Source organism: Flavobacterium ginsengisoli (assembly GCF_029625315.1).
Classification (GTDB): domain Bacteria; phylum Bacteroidota; class Bacteroidia; order Flavobacteriales; family Flavobacteriaceae; genus Flavobacterium; species Flavobacterium ginsengisoli.
This window is the reverse complement of sequence record NZ_CP121110.1, coordinates 4,337,223-4,355,014: the sequence shown is the minus strand read 5'-3', so window position 1 is coordinate 4,355,014 and position 17,792 is coordinate 4,337,223. Positions and strand designations below refer to the sequence as shown.

Genomic DNA, 17,792 nt, shown 5'->3' with positions numbered 1-17,792 from the left:
ATTATAAAAATTGAATTTAGCTAATTTGCTTCTCTTGTTTTTTCAGGAATTTTTATTTGTACTGAAAGAAGACTTAATGCATATACAAATGCAGGAGCTGCAGTTCGCATTGCGGCGTGATTTATGGTAAAAAGCCAAAAAACAAAAAATGAGAAAAAATATATATGCTGTTTATTATTAATATATAATATGAAAGGTGTAATAAGAAGAATCAATAATGCAAATATTCCGAACAAACCATGTTCACTAAACATTCTGGTTACTTCGTTGTGTGATGCAATTTCTTCATTGGTAATTTGAGCTCTCGCATACTTACTCATTCCAGCACCTACGCCAAAGATTGGATTATCAATAAAAATATCTTTCTCTTGATTCATAATTTCTTCTCTTCCTCCTAAACGATCTCCCTTCTCACGTCCCCTCGCATCCTTATTAGCATAACGTTTATCAATAAGACCGTTAGTTTGAAACGAACTATAAAACCATATTCCTGTGCCAATTAAAATCGTCAGAACAAATACGAAACTAAATTTTCTTTTTCCTTCAGCATTAGAAAAATAATATAAAATAGCTAAAAAACATACAATCATAATGGTTGCTGTAATAATTCCTCCCCTCGAAAAAGTAACAATTCCTCGATAGCTGATAAAAATAAATAGTCCTCCGTTAATCAAAAATTGTAATTTAGACTTGGAAAAAAGCACTAATTGTGTAAAAAAAACGAACATTCCAAGACCTAAAATTGTAGAAACCTGATTTGGACCAAAACCTCCTGAAGTTTCGAAATTTGATTGTGTACCTGTTACAACATCCTTAATATTGGGTGTATATAAAAACAAATAAACCGTAGTAGTGACTATTGGCAGTCCTAATGAAATTAAAATGCTCTGTAGTTTATCAAAAGTAATTCTTCTCTTAAACATATAAACAGCACAAATACCCAAACAGAAGGGGCCAGACAAATTAAAAACTAAAACTTTTCTAACATCTATATTGAAAGTAGCTTCACTAGTGGTTACAAAAATTGCTGGAATTAAAAAAAATAAGAAAACAAGATATATAAATGCATTTTTAGAAAAATTACTATAAAGCATTCCATAAAGCATAAAAAATATCACAGAAAACTTTACATACTCATTATTCAAACTACCTAATGTCATGCGTAAAAAAACCTCTGTTCCAACTAAATAAGCACTTATAAGAAGGACTTCATTATTTTTATTTTTATTTTTAGAAACAATAAAAATCCCTATAAAAAGAATCGACAGAGCATAAATTTTGGATAAAAATGGAATTATGAAAACAATTAATGCAATTAAAGCATGAATTACAATTAGAGAGAAATAATTAAGTTTTATGTTTTTCATTATTTTACTTTGTAATATTCTGTAAGAATTTTTTCAACAGCTTTATCTTCTGTGTAATAATCCTGGACTAAATTCTTTAATTTATATGCAATTTCTGTTCTCAAATTTTTATCTGCCGTTATTCTTTTAAATTGAGCAAGAAGTTCAAATTCATTTTTTGGATCAAATAATAATCCTCGTTCTTCATCCTTAATTATATCCGAACAGAACCCTACATTAGTACAAAGAACTGCTAATTCCGATTCTCCATATTCAATCAATGTTACTGGAAATCCTTCAAAGGTAGAAGCTAAGACTCCTATTGAAGCTTGCGAAAGAATAAATCTTATATCCTTTCTAGTTCCATACAAATGTACATCATTAACCAAATTATTTTTTTGAATAAAATCTTTTAAAACTTGGGAATATTGATCATGATAATCTTTACCAATTAAATGTAAGCTCCACCCAAGATCAAATAATTTTAGATCAAAAAAGGATTTTAAAATTACAATATGATTTTTTGGAGTTTTTAAATTAGCCAAAAAAACTATACGTTTTCCTTCTATTCCTTTTAATTTGGTTATTTGCTCAGAGGAATGATTGTGCTGAATGAAATTTGGAACAAAAACAACATTTTTACATTTCATATTTTTCATATTCCATTCTTTTAGCTGTTTATTTACAACAAATATCGAGGCAAAAAATAAAGAGCAAAAAATCAAAATTATATTATCTTTCTTAGTCTGTTCTATTCTTGGTCCATAATGATCATGCCAGATAACTTTTATTTTTGGATAAACTAATTTAACCAAAACAGCTGTAAAAAAGGAAGAGCTATGAGCGTGGATAGTATTTACTTTATTCTGTTTTAAATATTTTTTTAATTTAAAAATTGCCTTAAAATCAATTTTTCTCTTTTTATCTAAAAACAAATAAGAAACTTTTTTTGAAATCTGATTTAGCATCTCACCTTCACTTCTAGTAGCAATTAAACCCGAAAATTCAATTTTTTCGCCTAATGCATTTGCATAGTTAACTGCCATGCGTTCAGCTCCTCCAATTTCTAAAGAGTCTATAATTTGTACAATCCTCATTTAATTAATTTCCTTATTTCCTCTTGAAAAACATCTGTAGTATAACCCTGTGACCATTTTAAGGCAAGTTGACTTTTGCTTAAAAAAACATCTTGATTCATCAATACATTTTCAATCTGTTCAGTATCTTTTTCTAAATTCATTTCCAGTAAAACTCCACGTTTACCATAATCCAACATATACGGAACACATGACACTTTTGTTGCAATTGAAACACCACCCCAAAACATTCCTTCTGCAACAACTTTTGGCCAACCTTCACTTTTAGAAGGCAAAATTACAAAATGACTTTCCTTCATGGCCTTCTTAATTGTTTCTTTATCTTGATTCCCATGTAAGCAAACAAATTTTTCTATTTTATTCTCTAAAATGAATCGTTGCAAATTGTCCCTTTCTTCTCCTTCGCCAAAAAGATTAAAAGTAATATTATATCCTTTCTTTAATAATTGATTTACAATTTGTATTGCATAAAGCGAATTTTTACCTTTTGACAAACTTCCTGCAAAAAGAAAAGAAATTCCTTCCTGAAAACTTTTCTTTTGAACAGCTTCTTTTTCGGTTTGGGAATAAGTTGCTGTAAAAAAGGATTTGATATTTTTTGATTGTCCATCCCAATTTCCATATACAAGAACTTGCATATTTCTCGTTAGAATGGTATTATTTAAGATATATTTTTGTAGTCTATAAGTCCAAGGTTGTTTGCTTTTAGGATCCCAATTACCAGCATACTTAGCTGTTTTTACTTTTTTTGGAAATAGAATTTGGACAAAACACCCAATAAGTCCAATATTTCCTGGGCATCTTAAATGAATATGATCTGCGCGATACATTGCTAGAAATATTTTCCAAAAAATAACTGGTAATTTAAAAACTGAAGAAATCCTGCTTTTAAATGTAATGAAATTAATATCGGGAATATTACTAAAAAAAATATCATTACAATTATACGCTAGATCAATTGATGTTAGATTGTCTTTTTTTAATGGCGCAACTACAATTAATTGATCGACATATTGAAGCCAAAGATTCATTTCACGCACATATGGAGCATAACCATAATACTGATCTTGATTTTGAATGTGATTTACATGCGTTATAATAACAAATTTTTTCATGCAGACATTCGTTAAATTAAATCAGAAATATTTTCATTTAAAACTACTAGTTCATTTGATGAATTCTTTTTGAAATCATATAAATCATAATATTTTTTAAAATATGCTATTGTATTTTCTCTCAAAATCTGTTTCTTTTCTTCTGGCAAAGACAGGGCAGTATCTATTACCTTAGCAATATCGCTGGAATTTGAATATTCTAAGCAATTAACACCATCTTCTAATGAAGGATTTAGCCAATTAGAATAATTTAAAATTGGAATTACTCCAACAGACATTGCTTCAAGTACATTATGGCACATAGGCATGGTCATGCCGGGAGCACAGAATATAAAATCTGCAGAAGAAAGATAATCTCTCCATTTTTCTATTGGGATTGCTCCTGTTTGCCATTTCATTAAAACAAATTTGTTTTTAAATTGTCCTGAATCCAAATTCTCTAAAAGATCTGTTCCGTAAATAGAAAGTAGGGCACTATGTTTCAAAATTTCTTGGTAAACGTCCCATCTATTCATCATTCCAAAGTTTTTAGAAATGATGTTTGTACCATAAATTTTTTTGTCAAAATTGCCACTCATTAAAATGCCAACTTTTTTTTCCATAATTTGAGCTTCCTTGCTTAAATAATTATTAGGATGCATTATGTATGGCAATGCATTTTTATTAAAATCTACAGAAGAATAAACTTTTTTAAAATTATAGTTAACATTAAAATCAGCTTTTTTATTATGGCTAAAAACTTTTACTTTATTAAGTTTTGAAAAAGGCTTTGAAAAATAAATATAGTCAAGATCTTTAAACCATTTTGCTAAAAATACTATCCTTAAAAGTGAAAATTCTATAACTATTGGCTCATTATACACTGCTCTAATTCTAAAAAAAGATTTAGATAAGTGCGAACTTTTGTCTTATGTTTTAAATTTAAATAGATTACCGGATCTTGATTATTGTAAAATCTAACATAAGAGTAATTCTGCTTAAATTCTTTAAGTTTTTTTACGATCTTCTTTTTTATAACAAAAATCATTTTTGTTTTGGTTTGTTAAATATTAAACTCCACCAGCCTACAACTCTTCCAACAAATTCTGTAAAGACAACTTTTTTGTCTTTACCTTTAATCACATTTACAAATCTTGTAACGATCAATAAAATTGTAATTGAATTCCATTTTAAACGGTCTTTTAAAATTGGATTAGGGTTTTTTATACGCCAAACATACCATCCGTTTCTAACCACCATTTTGCCATATGTATACTGATTTGGCCTACCTGCTGAGTCATGATAATGACTAAGTTTTGCTTGCTGTATTTAAATATAGTTTACCTTCTTTAGCCAATCTTAAACAAAAATCAGCATCTTCATATAAGCCATAACCTTGAAAATATGTGGAAAATGAAAATTGTTCAAAGACAGATTTTTTAAATGAAGAAACCCCTCCCATTAATTGTTCTGTTGGATAAATTTTATCACTCGGAGGTAAAAAACTGACACTTCTTCCATGCGAAAATTTTGGAGCAAATCCAGGAGGGCAATCACTATCCAGATTTATTTTTTTTCTCAGAACAAAACGACTTCCATCTTTTCGTTTCCAACCATCATAATAAAATTCATTTTTATTTTCTGAATAACTTTCTGGTATTTTTTGCCATTTAATCTCATTTGTAATGTAACCTCCAACTCCTAAAGCATCTGGAAACAAATTATAGGTATTCAACAAATTTGCAAAATATTCAGTTTCGAGAATTGTATCATCATCTAAAAAACAGACTATATCACTAGTTGAGTCTACTTTCGAAATTCCAAAATTACGTTGCTTTGTTAAACCTCTATCTTGCTCTGAGATTAAATAATATTTTAAATGATCGAAATTATTGTTTTCCAAGATCGATTTAGTCTTATCGTCAAGTGAGCCATCAATAATCAAAATTTCATCTGGATATAAAATTTGATCCTTAATCGAAATTAATAATTTTAATAACGGAGTAGGACGCATGTAAGTGCATATGATTAAAGAGAATTTCATTACTTTTTCAAATATAGCTTACTAATTTGAATAAAATAGTCAACTCTATTCAATTTTTCTAATACTAATTTTCGATTGTTTTCCTGTATTTTTCTTATTTCTTCGTCTGGCTTGGATAAATGAAAATCTAGTAAGTCCTGAATTATAGAATCTTTTGAAACTACCACACAGTGTTTAGTCCAATCAATCGAATTAACTAAAGGAAGTCTTACATCTGTATCGATTAAAACTGGAATCCTGCCCATTATCAATGCTTCATAAAATCGAACAGAGAAGTTCCCATTTCCTCTTAGGCAAAAAGTATATAGATTATCCTGAATATTTTTAAAAAACTCTAAAGTTGTTTTTTCTTTAATGCTTTTATCCTTATTTCCTCCTAGATATTTATCTCTAAAAATAAAATTACTCTCAATTTTATCTTCCTTCTGAATCTTCTGCAATAATTTATGTCTATTTTTTCCTGCGGGATAAAAAGGATGATAATCTTCTGGGAATTTGAATTTTCTGTTAATTACATTCCTTCTTAAATATAAAATAAACTCTTTAATTAATTTAGAAAATGAACCATTTGCATTTCCTACAAAGCCAATATTTGGCTTTTCGCTTTTAGAAAGTACAAAAAAATCATTTTTTAAAATTCTATCATAAGGATCATTTACAAAACAAGGAATTATACATGAATTATTACTCAACTTTGAATTGAAACCTCCTAATCTAAAAGTTAAAACATTATCATTCTTAAATGTAAGTCCAAAATCGCCAGCTGCATAAATCCAAATGGGAACTTTATATTCTGATACTTTTGAAATCCAATTTTCAAAAAAATTAGATTTATCTTTTCTCAAAAAAGAAATAATATCTACAGGAAAAATAGCAACGTCTGCTTCTAAAATAGAATCTGTTAAATTAAAATTTGATCTCGCTTTATCATTTGGCAGATATACTAAATCAAATAATAATGGAAATATTATTTTCCTATTATCAGCATTCAAAAAACTATGTTCTGTATATATCTTCACCATCTTTTAGCAGACATTTTAAATTCTTACAGTTTATTACTCCAATTCACACTTGCATTCCATCGTCTCGTAAATGATGCATAAAATTTAAACCAATTAAAAAAAGACTCATTTCTGATAGATTTCATGAAGAGTCTTAATTTATATCCTTCTAGTTGTTTTGGATGTAAATGTTTTTTCTTTATGTACATGATTGTTGGCGATGGCTTTGGCTGATGTTTATCATTTAACCAAGGAAATTTGGGTTTAATTCTAAATCCTCCAAAAGGAGCTTTTAAATGTAAAATAGATGGATTAGGAAAATATATTACGTCAAAGCCTTCTTTTCGTAATTGCACGCCAAAGTCAAAATCTTCTCCATAACCAAATTCTAGTGCCATTGAAAAAGAAACTTTATCTAAACAACTTGATTTTACAAAACTATTTCCTGAGCCAAAAATATCCGTTTGATGAATATCCTTATAAACTAATTTTTCATTTTTTTGCAAATAAGATGTTGTCGCAACATATATTCCGAACTGTTCTATTTTATCAAAAATGTCAATGATTAAATTTTCATTAAACCTATTATCGTCATCATTTAAAAAAACCCATTCGCTCGAGACTTGGCCCAAAGCAACATTTCGCGCATTGCAAGCTCCCGTTGTATGAGTAAAAATGTGTTTAATAACAAAAGGCCACTTCTCTGTGGTTAAATAATCTAACTCACTACTACTATCTGCTATCGGATTCTGTTCTACGATTATAACATTTTTAGGTAAATGACTCTGTTTTGCTAAATCTTGCAATACATCATATAAGCAATCTTTTCGTCCAATTGTTGGAATAATAACATCAATAGTTTTAGATTCTATAACTTTCAACTTTGATTGAACTGGTACTGCAGACAAGTCAATAGCGGTTTTATCACGCTTTTTAAATCTTAAAGAAAACAACAAAGCCATTATAGGAAACCGTTTTTCGAAAACTAAAAAGCTCAACAGCAATATGAATATCCAACGTGTACGATAATGTTGCTTTGTAAATCGAAATAAGGTATAAACATTTGCCTTCTTAACAGGTACAGAAATTGTTTTATCTATAACAAGTCTTGGCTCATAATAGCAAAATAATCCTTTTGGAGCTCCCATTTTTGCTATACTATTCAAGAAATAATCAAAATTATCTTCTAACTCGATTGTATTTTCAAATTGCAAAAATGCTTTAGAACTAATTCCTCCCAAAGCACTACTGCATAACCAAGTCGGATAACTTACATTTTTATTGACATTTATAAAAATAGATTCGTCAATATAACCAATACCTTCGGAAAAATACTCTTCTTGGTCGCTATTGAAAGATGCCATAATTCTGTCATGATGAAAAATTGAATCTAAAGCATCCCAGTTTATATTGGCTTCTATTGCAGTATGACTCCAGATTAATCTATCTGTTGGAAATTTTTTTGCTAACGTCATTAAAGTTGCGGCAAGATTTAAAGAAGCGCTAAATGAAATAACTTCTCTCTCTCGGTAAACTTTTACAACCTTATTATTTTGATGATAAACAACGACCATTACCTTTTTTGATTGGTTATCTTTCTATAAAATTCTATATTCTCTTTTACTAACTTATTGATATCAAATTTAAGTTCTACCCTAATTCTTGCTTTCTTTCCAATTTCTAGGCAAAGTGAATTGTTTTTTAGCAATTGAATAATTCGATTAGAATATAGATCATGACTTGAAGGGTGAACCAAATAACCGCTTTCTTCGTCTACAATAAGTTCTTGTGCCCAGCCAATATTACTATTCACAACTGCTTTTTGCATAGCCATCGATTCTATTGTTACCATTCCTAAAGTTTCTGCAAAAGTTGGGAATATGCATACATTTGCTTTCCTTATGTAATTTTGAATTTCATCATAAGGAATTTTACCTAAATAATGAACGTGTTTTAAATCATCTTCATTAAACAAATTTTTCATTAATTCCCAAGTCGATTTTGAACCTGTTTTTATATCGAAAGAATCTGCTCCTATTAAAATTAATTTAGCACTTGGAAAATCATTTCGAACTTTGCTAAAAATTTCCGGCAGTTCTAAAACACCTTTTTTTCTAATTAAAGTTCCAATGTATAGAATCAAATTCTTTTCAAATTGATGAGGAATTTGGTTTTCAAAATTTCTTAGATTAATCCCATAATGAATTATTTTGATTTCTTTTTCTCGAATTTTGAAAAGTTTTTTTGAAATTTCTCCCGCAAATTTAGTTGGCGCAATAAATGCTTGCCCACGATTTATGGCCAATTTTTCAAACCAGAAATTTTTTATCTTCTGTTTTCTATTTTCTAGATGGCAGAAGTAAGTGTCACTTCCATGAAAACGAATTACTAATGGAATTTTGAAATTCATAAAAGCTGTTATTCCTGTCCAATCAGCGGCTTCTATTAGATCAATAGACTCTCTTTTTATAATTGAGTTGCAATATTCCTCTATATATTTACGATAAAAAAACCATCTTAAAAACTTATATTTTTTGTTTTTAATAAGATGAATTTCGACATTATCTTCTTTTATAACCTCTTGGTTTTTCTGTCCATAAACAAATACAGAAACTTTAATTTCTTCAGCAATTAAAGCTGATACAAGATTTTTTACACTAGTACCCAATCCACCGGATGGCAGTGTTTTTGAATGGGGATATTCTGGGGTTAAAAAAGCAATATGCATTATTTATTAAAAAAAACGTTTAAAATTTTTGTTGTAAAAGCTTTGGCCCCCATATCATTCATATGTTCAAAGGTAGAAAAATATTTATCTTCAATTATCTTATTTTCATAGTCATAAATTTCAGGATATAGCATATTGACTTTTTTGAAGTAATCATTAACTACAGCCTTTTCACACATAGGTGTCATAATTGCAATGAGATTAATATTATTTACTTTACAAATCTTTTTAATTTCTTCATAATATTTATTCCTTTGTGGCTGAAAATCTAAAATTTCGGCATTTAGTTTTCCTTTATTTTCAGGCAAAGGATAATATCTTCCATTACCAATTTCATTACTTTTTTTATTTAAGACAGAAGAAAACATCTCTCTAAAACCAATTTTTGAATCAAATTTTAGGTATCTATAAAAAGGGATATAATAAAAGCTGTTAAAGTCTTCCAATTCTTCAAAATGCCATCTAACAACATGATAATCATCAAGATAAGGCAAAAACATCAAAAATGTTCTCTCTGATTTGTTTTCAGATTTTAGTGTAACATCAACATCAATTATTACATTTTTGATTTTATTTTTTTTTCTAAAAGTAATTTCAGAATCAAATCAGACTCAAACAGTTTAGAACCTTGCATTCCGAAATTAAATGTTTTTAGCCCCGTATCTGTAAACATTTTTGTCACGAAATGATTATTTGCTCTAGAAGAGCCCATATTACAACATCATAATTTGTTGGCGGCGAATTATAAATAAGACTGATTTTACTTCTTTTATTCGATTGGAGAAAGGCATATGAATAAATTTTATTCAATATAAACATCAAAACAAAAGTTAATACTAAAATTTTGAATATATAAATTAAAAAATTCTTCATTGCCTATATTTATTATTTCCCAAAAAAATCTCTGATAATTCTTGCGGTAAATAATCGAGCTCCATCATTTGTCATATGACCGCATGAAGAAAAATATTTATTTTCTACAACAACATTTTCATAATTATGAATTTCAGGATACGCTTTTTTTACCTTATCAAAGTAATTCATTCCAACAACATTTTCGCACATTGGAGTCATAACGGCAATAAAATTTATATTATTTTTTTTACAAATACTCTTAATTTCCTCGTAATATTTATTATGTGGCAACGGATTTAGATTAACAATATTATTTTTCATATTACCATTTTTATGTTTCTTTAAAGGGTAATATCCTAAATTGTCTAATGCATTAGTTTTTTCGTTTACAGCAATTTTATAGATTTCTCGAAAACCAATTTTCGAATCGAATTTTACATATCTGTAAAAAGGGATATAATATAATTCGTTGAAATTTGGTTCTGGTAAAAAATGATCTTTAATGGCTTTTGAACAATGTATGTAGGGAAGAAATTTTGCGACAACTCCCTCAGATTCCTGATCGTTAGAAAGATTTAAATCTGCTTCGAGAATTAAATTTTTTATTTCATATTTTCTTTCTACCATTAATTTTAACATTAATGAAGCTTCAAATAAATGTCCGCCACTCATTCCGTAATTAAACGTATTTAATCCTTTATCTTCGAACATTTGAGAAACAAAATGGTTATTAGCTCTTGAAGAGCCTAAAATAACCACATCATACTTCTTTGCTGTAGAATTGAAAACGGTTTCTATTTTTCCTCGATTTTTGGACTGTATAAAAGCATAAGTATACAATCCGTCCAAAAGAACTGCCATCACAGCTGTTAAAAGAAAAACTCCTAATATGTATAATAAAAACTTCTTCATTAAAACTGGAAATAAATAAATTCTTTATAATCAGAATAAGTTCCGAAAGCAATAATTGCCATAATTGCCACTGCCATTTTTAACCAACTTCTTTTTCCAGAAATTGGTTCTACTTTAGTTTTATTATTCCATTCTACTAAAACAAACAGACCAATCATCAATAGTAATTCATAATTATATCTTTCGTTATCTAAATACTGAGGGCTAAACTCGCCGTTAGTAAATATTCTTTTTAGATACAAAACAGCATCTGTAATGGTTTTTGCTCTAAAAAACACCCAAGCAATACAAGTCAATAAAAATGTTGTTAGAATACTAAACAATACTTTGACAGAATCTAGATTCCATCTTAGAATTATAGAATCCATATTATTTCTATTACTATTTGAAATCAATAGTGGAAGGAAATAAACAGCATTTATAAATCCCCAAACAATATATGTCCAGTTGGCTCCATGCCAGAATCCACTAACAACAAAAATGATAAATGTATTTCGGATTTTCATCCAAAGTCCACCTTTGCTTCCACCTAGAGGAATATATAAATAATCTCTAAACCAAGAAGAAAGTGAGATATGCCAACGACGCCAAAACTCTGCTATATCTCTTGAAAAATATGGATAATTAAAGTTTCGTAATAAGTCTAAACCAAATAATTTAGAAACCCCTAGTGCGATATCTGAATATCCTGAGAAATCTCCGTAAATCTGAAACGCAAAATAAATTGCCCCCATAATTAATGAAAAAGAATTCATTGACTGATAATGATCAAAAATAGCATTAGCATAAACTGCACAAGTATCTGCAATAACCACTTTTTTAACAAGTCCCCAAACAATTTGATAGACTCCCTCTTTTGCTTTTTCTAAATTAAACTCACGTTTTTCTTTTAACTCTGGAAGTAAATGCGTTGCTCTTTCAATTGGTCCAGCAACCAAAAGAGGAAAGTAACTTACAAATAAAGAATAATCTATGAAATTATATTCTGCTTTAATTCTTTTATAATAAATATCAATTACGTAAGATAATCCGTGGAAAGTGTAAAATGAAATTCCAACAGGTAAAATTACATTCAACAACATTGGACTTACTTTAAAGCCAAATGAGGTAAACATTTCTGCAAATGAAGTTGCAAAGAAGTTATAGTATTTAAAGACTCCTAGAAATCCTAAATTCACCAAAATACTAAGCCAAAACCAAAATTTTCGACTTTTTCCCGAATTACTTTTCTCGATTTGAATTCCTGTGAAATAATCTAAAAATGTTGAAAAAACTAGCAGAAATAGAAACCTCCAATCCCAACAAGAATAGAAATAATAACTTGCCACAATTAATAAAGCATTTTGTGTGCTCTTGTTTTTATTGAAAACAAACCAGTAGAGAAAAAAACTACTGGCAGAAAAACAGCAAATGCTAAGGAATTAAAAAACATATGATTCTGTACGAACGGTTATAAAATTTAATATTCATTAGATGTCTTAAAATACGACACTTTATTTTTAAGTTTTAAAAATTGAATTTCAAAACAATAAAAGGAAATGTGAGAAATAATAATAGTCAAACCAAAAGCAATCATATAACCAATAAAACTTTTAATATACGACGGTAAATCTACAAGATAAGGCAATATTAAAGGCAATATTAAAGGCAATAACATCAAAATAACAAACTCATGTAATAAATACATACCATATGAAATTTTGCCTAAATAGTTGAATACTTTATTTTCTATATGAAAAATAGATTCTTTGTTTGTAGCCAGATTAGAAATTATAATTGCAAATAGCCATGGTAAAACCACATAATTAATTATATTGAAAAGAGAAGGAACTATTATAGTGATTAAAACAAAAATTAATGCAAGAGCATATATCGTTATCTGAACTTCTTTTTTTGTAAAATACTGTCGCTTAATAATAAACCTCCCCAGTTTAATTTCTTTAGAAAAAGACAAAATTCCAAACAATACCCCAATTGCCATGCAATCAAATCTTGTAACAGTTATTATACTTGAAATGATTTGTAAAGAATCACTAGCTGTTATCTTTTGATATAATACTAAAAACAGCTTCGAAAATGGCAATAGAAAAATTAATGCGAAAAGTATAAAAATTCGTCTTTTCTCCTCAACTTTCATTATCCACGGCAGAATCAAATAAAATTGTTCTTCAATTCCGATTGACCAGATTACTCTAATAATGAAAGGAGTTAACTTCAAAATAAGAGTTACATTAGTCAAAAAGAAGATATTCATCAATAGACTTTTTGCAGAAAATCTCTCTTGTTCAGTATCATACCATGACGGAAAAATATGTGGATATAATATATATACAAAAAACAATATTAAAAAATAAAGTGGCCATATCTTTAAAATTCTTCTCAAATAAAAGTTTTTTACATTTATAGTAAAAAACTCTTTTGCTTCTACTTGTAAAAGATATGAAATCAAAAAACCACTTAGTGTAAAAAAAATGGTTACACCAATAGTGCCGAAATTTTTAAATGTTAATATAAATTTATCAGCAGGTAAATGAGAAAAAATGACCATTAAGGCAGACAATTCCTCTTAATGAATTTAAATTGGGTAAATAAATACGATTTACTTGTGACATAGTAGATAATACATCTCTCTGAATTAAATATTATTGATTAATCTAAATTACTTCCTGAGATATCTTTTAAACTTTCCCAGATTTTTTCAGATGCTTTGGTAGGATTTGGTCCAACAATAATCTCAAACCACTTTTTACTGTCTTTAACACTTGAAATTTTTCCGTCAATAATATCTTTAACCATATTGGTTAGATCTTTTTTATCTCTTATCCATAAAGCGGCCTGCTCTGAAGGTTTTGATCTAAAATGAATGTATTTATAATTTTGCCCAATATCACGAATTCCCTTTCTAAGTTGTGGCTGTTCGTAGTCAAAAAATAAGCAAGATTTATCGTGCGCAGAAAAATCAAATACCATTGATGAAGCTATATTACCAACAAATTCTGTGTATTCACAAATATTTGCCTGCAATGCAAAATCTTCTTTTGTCGGCATAATTTCATTCCAACTTTCCCCAACTGGACTCCATAACGGATCAATGCTTACAATAACATCTTGATATTTCTTTAAAACCTCATCATAACGATCTGTAAAGTCTACTGGGCATTTTCGGTAAATGATTCCTAAAGAATATCCATTTTGGTTTAATTCTCTAACTGATAATGCTAAATCTTCTAAATAATATTGATCTAAAGGAGATGTAACTATATCATCACCAGAGTAACAAATATATTTTTTGTTTAAGTCGAGATTATGTGAACTATAAAATTCTTCTCTTGATTGTAATATTGTTTTATCAAAATGACTTTCGAATTGAGGCGTTCCTGTTACAAAAATCTGGTTTTCTTTCACATAAGGACAATACATTAAAACCTCTTTTTTCATGTGTTCGCTCCACACAAAATAATAATCAGTTTCGACTAGCGTCGTTGCTTTAGGAAGATTATCCCAAGAAAAGATAAAAGTTCCTGTTGGAATTCCTAAGTCTTGTGCCGCTAAAATAGAAGCAATTGCCTGCGTTGGACGCTGATTGGTGCAAAAAACAAAATCTGGTCTGTATTTTTCTAATTGTCTTTTACTTTCTTTGTATTTACTTGTAGTTCGCTCGCCTTTTTTTATTTGCTTTCTAACAAATTTGATTCCTTTTTCGTTAGATCCAAAAGTTGTCAAGGCATCAACCATTAAACTTTTAGCAAGATTAGCAACTCCTTTGTAAGATTGCGGAAAATTATAGGTATTGTAAACCACCTCTTTAAATTTCTTATCAAAGAAATTTAATTCCATTCTTTTACGCGCACGGCTATAAACTGTTGTTAACGGATGTAGTGATTTTTCTTGAATTTTTAATTCTTCAAAACCTAGTTTCTCCTTAATCGAAAATGGAGTGTTGTTCCAATATGTAATATCGAAATCATTTTGTTCTCCAATTTCTTTAAAAGAGGTTAAGGCAAAATTTCGAAGTCCAACACCATCAGGCAAAAAAATAAATATGTTTTTTTTCATTTTAATTTAAATAGACTCTAATAGGAAAATTTTACATCTTCATTTTTAGCCTCTGTTACAAGTTAAGATATTTAAATGGCTTTAATTGAATTCCTTTAAGCTTGTACTTTTTTGTTTTTTAGTTTGTCTCTTTGAATTTGTTCGATTGGCAAAATATCGGTAGACTTAAAATTCAACGCTTGATAAACCGCCTGAAGATCACGAGTAAGTTTGCGTAAACCCATTGGTTCTAATGAAGCAAGCATGATCTGTACCTTTCCAAGTTCTGTCTAGGGTATAATGCCTTTCGATAATATTAGCTCCTAAAGTATAAGCCGCTATATCTACAGCAATTCCTAAATGATGACCAGAAAAACCTATATGCTTTACCAAATGCCCATACTTTTGCTGTAGGATAGTAATATCTAAAAGGCAAACATCCTCAAAAGGAACTGGATAACCTGATGTACAATTATATAAAACTAAATCTTGGTTTCTTTCTTTTTTAGTAAAAAATTCAACCAAAGTATCTGTCTCATCTTTAGTTGTCATTCCTGTAGAAATATGAATTTCTCCCGAATAATTTTCGCTGAGCCATTCCAACATTTCAAAATTGTTGTTGCAAGCAGATGGTATTTTAATAAAATCTGGATTTAATGATGCGATTTCTTTTGCTGAAGTCGTATCCCAAACCGATGTAGAATATATAATTCCGATTTCTTCGCAATATGATTTTAACTCTCTATGCTGTTCAACATCAAATTCTAAGAACTCCCTATGTGCACCATAAGTTTCTCCATAAGAATTAGAAGCATTTGGATGCGGAGCATAATATTGTTCCTCTGTTAGAAGTTCTTTATTATTGCGCTTTTGGAATTTTACTGCATCTGCGTTTCCGAAGATCTTTGCTATTTTAATTAATTCCTTTGCTATTTCCATTTCGCCTTTATGATTACATCCAATTTCTGCAATCACATAAGGTTTTTTAAATTCCTTCATAACGTTTATTGTACTTTAATAAAATTTCACAAGTTTCTCGTATTGCTCCACCTCCAGATTGGTGTGTTAAAACATAATCTGCATTTGCTTTTACAATATCTGTTGCATCAGCTGGTGCGAAAGACCATCCAACACTGCAAATATTAGTCAAATCATTTACGTCATCACCCACGTAGGAAACGGCGCCAAAACTACTATTTCTCTCTGAAAGAAAATGTGTTAAAAAGGAAAATTTATCTTTTACTCCTAAAAATATATGTTTAATCTGCAATTTCTTCATTCTCTGCGCCACTAATTCAGAATTTTCTGAAGTCATAACTACAACTTCAACATTATTCTGTCTTAAAATTTCCAAGCCCATTCCGTCGCGCATGTCAAACTTTTTAGCCATTTCGCCATTGGCATCATAATAGACGCATCCATCTGTAAAAACTCCATCGACATCTAAAACTAAATAATCTATTCTTTGGTGCAATTTTTGTTTTTTCTGACGATCTCCTAAAAGTTTTTCAATAATATCCCAATCAGATAAACTATCAATTTCTACAAGAGATTCTTCTGCCATTTTTACCAAGCCAATAGAACCGCTTACTCTATTTTTCGAATTTAAGAAAGCGTCTTTTGTGGTAACATAAACAGCTCCATTTTCAATCAATAATCCATCAAAATCTTGGCGTCTTGGTCTTTTAAAAACATCATAATTACTTGGAGTTCCATTTGAATTCCAAATAAAACGATGTGTATTGACAACAGTCAAAGCCGATTCTTTTTTATTGATAAGGATTTCGTTTAATGCAGTATTAATATCTTGGGCTTTTGTCATTGGAGAAGTTGCCTGCAATAAGCACAGCACATCAAAATCGTTTTTTACCAATGTTGCAAATTCCAGCATGGCGCTTTCTGTAGATGCGGTGTCAGAAGCATTCTCGTCATTCCTTAAGAGCGTCTTTACTTTTGGAGTCCAAAAATATTCTCTCTTGATATAATCAATAATATCTTGATCGTCTGTAAAAACATAAACCTCATCTAATTCTGAGAAAATAGCTTCTGTTAAAACCCATGAAAAAAGTGGTCTTCCAAGCATTTTCTTTTTATTTTTCCCTGGAATTCCTTTTGAATTTTTACGAAGTGGAATTATAGCGGTTTTTTTCATAAAATTTACCTTTTTAATTTATCTCTTGAAATGAGAACACAAAGTTTTCTGATCTCTTTTAAAAGTAAGTTACCAACTTACAAAATTTTTTATCTGTTCTTGATTTAGTCCTTTATACTTAAAAATCAAACTACGTATTTTTTTTTCATAAAAATTTTTTTAAAAATTTTTTCAGAAAAAAAACACTCTAATTTTTTTTCTTTAAAAACGGAAGGGTATTATAGTCCATCACCGTTTTGTCTATTACTTCTAGATTTTCATAAACATCTTCCATCCAAGGCTCAAAAACATTACCCATATGAAAAGCGTAATTATCATAGGTAGCTAAACGATATCCACCCATCTTAATAACAGGCTCATCAAGATAAAGATGTTCACTATTGCCTCCCAATTGATAAATACTATTTGTTTTTGGAGACTGATCGAAAATTTCTCGTTTATAAGTAACTACAAAATGTGAACATCCTAGCACAGCGATCGTATTGTTTTTAGATTGAATTGTCGCAATAACATCTTTAAATTTCAATT

At 29.1% G+C, this 17,792-nt stretch carries 15 protein-coding genes and 2 pseudogenes; all 17 read right to left on the bottom strand.

Features of this window, described 5'->3' with window-relative positions; all coding sequences use genetic code 11:
* Positions 1-20: 20 nt before the first annotated feature.
* The gene (locus P5P87_RS20600) at positions 21-1,367 is read right to left on the bottom strand and encodes an O-antigen ligase family protein (protein WP_278020457.1); all 1,347 of its coding nucleotides are present in this window, start codon (positions 1,365-1,367) and stop codon (positions 21-23) included.
* Positions 1,367-2,443, bottom strand: a complete 1,077-nt coding sequence (locus tag P5P87_RS20595; RefSeq protein WP_278020456.1) for a glycosyltransferase — start codon at positions 2,441-2,443, stop codon at positions 1,367-1,369. The genes P5P87_RS20600 and P5P87_RS20595 overlap by 1 nt, the downstream gene beginning before the upstream one ends.
* Entirely contained in the window at positions 2,440-3,558 is a 1,119-nt protein-coding gene (locus tag P5P87_RS20590) for a glycosyltransferase (RefSeq protein ID WP_278020455.1), read from the bottom strand. The genes P5P87_RS20595 and P5P87_RS20590 overlap by 4 nt, the downstream gene beginning before the upstream one ends.
* An 11-nt stretch (positions 3,559-3,569) precedes the next feature.
* Entirely contained in the window at positions 3,570-4,421 is an 852-nt protein-coding gene (locus tag P5P87_RS20585; RefSeq protein WP_278020454.1) for a glycosyltransferase family protein, read from the bottom strand.
* 160 nt (positions 4,422-4,581) lie between these two features.
* Complete coding sequence (locus tag P5P87_RS26200; protein WP_422854077.1) at positions 4,582-4,797, bottom strand: hypothetical protein; 216 nt, start codon at positions 4,795-4,797, stop codon at positions 4,582-4,584.
* A gap of 49 nt (positions 4,798-4,846) precedes the next feature.
* Positions 4,847-5,581, bottom strand: coding sequence for a glycosyltransferase family 2 protein (locus tag P5P87_RS20580; RefSeq protein WP_422854076.1), 735 nt, complete (start codon positions 5,579-5,581; stop codon positions 4,847-4,849).
* Positions 5,581-6,603, bottom strand: a complete 1,023-nt coding sequence (locus P5P87_RS20575; RefSeq protein ID WP_278020453.1) for an exostosin domain-containing protein — start codon at positions 6,601-6,603, stop codon at positions 5,581-5,583. Before P5P87_RS20575 ends, P5P87_RS20580 begins: the two co-directional genes overlap by 1 nt.
* Positions 6,604-6,626: 23 nt before the next feature.
* Complete coding sequence (locus tag P5P87_RS20570; RefSeq protein WP_278020452.1) at positions 6,627-8,156, bottom strand: glycosyltransferase family 2 protein; 1,530 nt, start codon at positions 8,154-8,156, stop codon at positions 6,627-6,629.
* Complete coding sequence (locus P5P87_RS20565) at positions 8,156-9,250, bottom strand: glycosyltransferase family 4 protein (RefSeq protein ID WP_340696585.1); 1,095 nt, start codon at positions 9,248-9,250, stop codon at positions 8,156-8,158. The genes P5P87_RS20570 and P5P87_RS20565 overlap by 1 nt, the downstream gene beginning before the upstream one ends.
* A gap of 59 nt (positions 9,251-9,309) precedes the next feature.
* A complete protein-coding gene (locus tag P5P87_RS20560) occupies positions 9,310-9,813 on the bottom strand; it encodes a hypothetical protein (protein ID WP_278020450.1) in 504 nt (167 codons plus the stop codon).
* 382 nt (positions 9,814-10,195) lie between these two features.
* Complete coding sequence (locus tag P5P87_RS20555) at positions 10,196-11,077, bottom strand: hypothetical protein (protein ID WP_278020449.1); 882 nt, start codon at positions 11,075-11,077, stop codon at positions 10,196-10,198.
* Positions 11,077-12,509: pseudogene (locus tag P5P87_RS20550) on the bottom strand (MBOAT family O-acyltransferase). The gene P5P87_RS20555 and the pseudogene P5P87_RS20550 overlap by 1 nt, the downstream one beginning before the upstream one ends.
* 27 nt (positions 12,510-12,536) lie before the next feature.
* On the bottom strand, positions 12,537-13,637 hold the full coding sequence (locus P5P87_RS20545) for an acyltransferase family protein (RefSeq protein ID WP_278020448.1): 1,101 nt from the start codon (positions 13,635-13,637) through the stop codon (positions 12,537-12,539).
* A gap of 89 nt (positions 13,638-13,726) precedes the next feature.
* Positions 13,727-15,133 (bottom strand): glycosyltransferase family protein, encoded by a 1,407-nt coding sequence (locus P5P87_RS20540; RefSeq protein WP_278020447.1) that lies wholly within the window; start codon positions 15,131-15,133, stop codon positions 13,727-13,729.
* A 95-nt stretch (positions 15,134-15,228) separates the two neighbouring features.
* Positions 15,229-16,111 (bottom strand): annotated as a pseudogene (locus tag P5P87_RS20535) (N-acetylneuraminate synthase family protein).
* Complete coding sequence (locus P5P87_RS20530) at positions 16,098-17,264, bottom strand: acylneuraminate cytidylyltransferase (RefSeq protein ID WP_198857726.1); 1,167 nt, start codon at positions 17,262-17,264, stop codon at positions 16,098-16,100. Before P5P87_RS20530 ends, P5P87_RS20535 begins: the two are co-directional and overlap by 14 nt.
* Before the next feature lie 187 nt (positions 17,265-17,451).
* Positions 17,452-17,790, bottom strand: a complete 339-nt coding sequence (locus tag P5P87_RS20525) for a hypothetical protein (RefSeq protein ID WP_278020446.1) — start codon at positions 17,788-17,790, stop codon at positions 17,452-17,454.
* Positions 17,791-17,792: the final 2 nt, after the last annotated feature.